A 1,217-nucleotide genomic window follows, 5' to 3' on the forward strand; every position below is an offset into this window, starting at 1 on the left:
AGATGTGTATAAGAGACAGGTGTCAATGTTGAAATTGCCGCCCGTGATAACGAGTTCGCCAGCGGTAGTCGAACTAATCGCACTGTCGCCCGTCATGTTGATCGTGCCGCCGGAGATCGTCGTCTTTGCGGATGCGTATATCTGACCGTTGACAAGATTGACGACCGTATCGTCTCCCGAAATGTAGAGATCGCGTCCGGTCATCAGCATGGACGCGCTTTCGCCCTGAACGCGGTTGATACGATCGCCGCTGATAATGTTGATCGTTCCGCCTGTGATGTTGAGATCACCGCTCGTACGGTAGTCGGAAATGAGCGTGGATCGGAACTGCCCGTCAAGCGTCACCGTTCCGCTATTGATATTCCAGTCTCCAGATCCCTGGACAATGATCATTCCATCGCGGAAGAGAACGTCGGGTCCAACAGTGCTTCCTTCCGCGCCGAAATTCATGCCGTCTGTCGTCGAAATCGTGAGACATTCGCCGAGTGTCCAGCGATTACGGTCGAAGCGATTGCGGTCATCGAATTTCGACGCGTAGACATTGTCGCCAACCGAGCCGATCGTATGGAAAGTGCCGCTCAAAATATCGATGCCGTTGGCTGAAATCGTGTTTGTGGCACCGCCGCCCGTGTAGGTCACGCTGCTGTTGTCGAATGTAAGCCGGCCTGCAGTCTTAATGTTTGTGACCCCGACGCTGTCAAAAGAAAGCGTTGAATCACGGAATGTGAGGCTGCCGTCTGCCTGGAAGTCGAAGGTCGTCATGACGCCTGCGTCTGCAAGGTTATGAGCGGCCTCAAGTGCTTTCAGAACGTCGTCCACCGTCAGCGACTCGGGCGGAACATAGCCGTCCTCTGTCGAAAAGGCTTCTTTCACTGCGTCATAGCCTTGAGAGAAGATTTCTCGAACCTGGTCTTCGGTGTAGAAGGCGGCTGCGGTTGAATCGGGGCTGTCGGGTTCCGTGCGGTAGTAGAGACCGATACTGTCGCCGCGCGTGACAACGACGCCGGCTGTGTAGTCCGGGTGACCTGTACTCACGATATTCGAACCGTCGAAGACCGTTTCGCCTGTTGTCGAAATCGTTACTTCGGATGAGCCAATGCCGTCGGCTGAACGAATGAATGATCCGCCTTCAATGGTGCCCGCGGCTGTGAAGGTATGCTCGCCTGTTGTCAGGTTGAAATTTTCGAGAGGCTGTTCGGCAGCCTGAACCCCAAATG

1 protein-coding gene is annotated in these 1,217 nt (G+C 54.7%); it reads right to left on the minus strand.

Annotated elements, in window-relative coordinates:
* Window positions 1-1,217: hypothetical protein (locus H6A60_RS14485; protein ID WP_205104724.1), on the minus strand; the 1,217-nt coding region annotated here is incomplete at both ends.

It is taken from the genome of Sutterella massiliensis (genome assembly GCF_016899755.1).
Classification (GTDB): domain Bacteria; phylum Pseudomonadota; class Gammaproteobacteria; order Burkholderiales; family Burkholderiaceae_F; genus Sutterella; species Sutterella massiliensis.